This is a genomic window from Mitsuokella sp. AF33-22 (genome assembly GCF_003475755.1).
GTDB lineage: Bacteria > Bacillota > Negativicutes > Selenomonadales > Selenomonadaceae > Mitsuokella.
The window spans coordinates 1-2400 of the sequence record NZ_QRQA01000027.1 but is presented as its reverse complement, the minus strand read 5'-3'; the positions used below and the strand labels follow the sequence as shown (position 1 = coordinate 2400).

Genomic DNA, 2400 nt, shown 5'->3' with positions numbered 1-2400 from the left:
TGTTCGCGTCGGGTGAAATTCGCCAAATTGCGTCGGTCGAAAAACGCCAATTCGGGTCGGCTGAAATTCGCCAATTTGAGTCAATCGAAAAGAGCCAATCATAAAATATCAACGGCTCAGATTGGCTGTTCAGGTTATGGTTAGTGGTTCAATGGATTGTCCTGCGTGGTGGAAGCGGAATGCTCTGCACGCAGCGTGTAGTTCTCCAGATGCTTGCCACGGAAGCTCTCACCACGGAAGGTGAAGACGGAGGCGGAATCAAAGAGGCGGTCGAGCGAGCAGAGCAGCGCGTCGTTCTCGCCGAAGATTTCCCGCCAGTCGGAGGGATTCTTGTTGCTCGTGAAGATCATGTTGAACGCGCCTTCTTTGTTGTAGCGGCGGTCCACCATGTCGAAGAACAAGCGCGTGTTCGCCTTGTCGAATTCGCAGTGACCAACCTCATCGATAATCAGGCAGGACGGCCGGACGAGGCTGGTAAGGAGCGCGCCCTCTCTGCCCGCGCGGCGGGCGATGGTGAACTTGTCACGCAGCTCGGCTGCCTTGATGAAGTACGTCTTCATGCGGTGGCGGCAGCACTCGTAGCCGAACGCCTGCGCAAGATGCGTCTTGCCCGTCCCCGGCGGCCCGATGAACGCGATGTTCTTGTGCGCGTAGATGGGAGCCAACGTCTGGAGATTCTTGAGCTTGTCGATGTCCTTGCCTTTCAGGACGTCGAAATCGAAGTTGTCAAACGTCTTGACCTGCTTCTGCGGCAGGCGGCTGGTGCGCAGGAGCATCTGGATAGTGGACTGCTCCTTCTTGTCCCGGAGATATTCGAACACCGAAGACACGGCCTCGATGGATTCCGCGGAAAGGGAACGTTCCTCTGCCAGCTTCGCGAATTCTTCTGCCGAGAAGTCCAGCCGCAGCAGCTCGTTGCACCGGTCGATGGCGCTGAACAGGGAGTCAGTCATCGCTGTCCGCCCCCTTGCTGAAATTGAATTTCTCGAAGGAGCGGTCGAGCTCGTCCTCTGGGAGCATGGTCGCCTGCGTCTTCACAGGCGCGGTCGGGAACTCCTCCGGCTGCTGGGGGACGGCGTACTGGTCTTTGCAGAAACGGTCGCACTTGCTCCACGTCACTTCGTGCGAGACGAGCAGCTGCAGGAGGTCTTCCGAGTAAATGTAGAGCCAGGCATCCTTCCGCATGACGCGCACGAACGATCCCGTGTACTGGTAGGGGACGCCGAAGCGCCTGCCTTCGTAGTTCACGAACCCGTCGAAGGAAATCTTGCGGAGCGGGCAGAGATAGCCTTGGAGCTCCCGGCTGTCATCCAGCAGATGCAGGTGCTGGGCGCATTCACTTCCATGCACCTCGTTTGGAACGCAAGCAGAGCCGCGATGGAAAATACCATTCTGCTTGTCGCACCATTCCAGCGCGGCGCGGTTCAAGTCTGTCACGTTGTAGAACGTGCGCCCGGCAAGGAAGTTCTCCTTCACAAAGCGCACCAGGCGTTCCACCTTTCCCTTGGTGAACGGATGCCTCGGCTTGCAGAGCTTCGTCTGGAAGCCGACGGTGTGCATGAAGGCGTCATAGTCTGAGTGCCAGACGGGCTGGCCTTCGAGGTCGCGGTGCAGGACGACGCTCTTCATGTTGTCCGTGAGCACGTGTGCTGGAACGCCGAGGCGTTCGAAGCCGTGAATCATCCCGATGAAGAGGTTCTCCTGCTTGGCATTCGGGAAGAACTCGACGTAGCAGGCACCGCAATGGTGGCAGGTCATGACAAAGCACGCACATTGGAAGGTGCCGCCGGTGCTTGCCACCACATTCGTGAATCCCCAGTCCATCTGGAAAGAATCTCCTGGCGGCGTTTCGTACCTGCGGCCGCGATTCCCCTGCGGTGCAACGACCTGCCTCTTGGGCGGCAGGAGGTTTTTGTGCCTTGCAATATACTCTTTGACGACCGTGAGGCCGCCGGGATATCCGAGCTCTTTGAGGCGTTCGAGGATGACCGACGAATTGGAAACGCCCTTGCGCAGAAGGTCGTCCAAAGCGCCCGTGAATCCTGAAAGTACAGTCTTCTTCGCCTTGCGGCCCTTGTTCGCGTGCGGCTTGAACTCGAAGCCGTTCTTCTTGAGCCTGCGCAAGCGGCTGCGCGAAAGGCCCGTGCGGCGTTCCATCTCGGCGAGGTTGACAGCCTCAAGTTTGAAGGCGTCACCAGCGTCTTTCCGCATGGCCTCCAGAGCCTCTGCAACGCGACGCTCTTCGGATTGCGTATGGTTTGTGTCTTTCATTGCGCTCCTTTCCCTGAGCCGTTGATGGCTTCAGTATAGCGCAAGAAGGACACGATTGGTGATTTTCATCCGACCAAGATTGGTCAATTTCGCCCGACACTCAGTGGCGTTTTTCGCCCGGCGCTAACA

At 58.0% G+C, this 2400-nt stretch carries 2 protein-coding genes; both read right to left on the bottom strand.

Features of this window, described 5'->3' with window-relative positions:
* Positions 1 to 140: 140 nt before the first annotated feature.
* Positions 141 to 953, bottom strand: coding sequence for an ATP-binding protein (locus DWZ54_RS11790; RefSeq protein ID WP_199663400.1), 813 nt, complete (start codon positions 951 to 953; stop codon positions 141 to 143).
* Positions 946 to 2271, bottom strand: coding sequence for an IS21 family transposase (gene istA / locus DWZ54_RS11785; RefSeq protein ID WP_118476509.1), 1326 nt, complete (start codon positions 2269 to 2271; stop codon positions 946 to 948). The genes DWZ54_RS11790 and istA overlap by 8 nt, the downstream gene beginning before the upstream one ends.
* Positions 2272 to 2400: the final 129 nt, after the last annotated feature.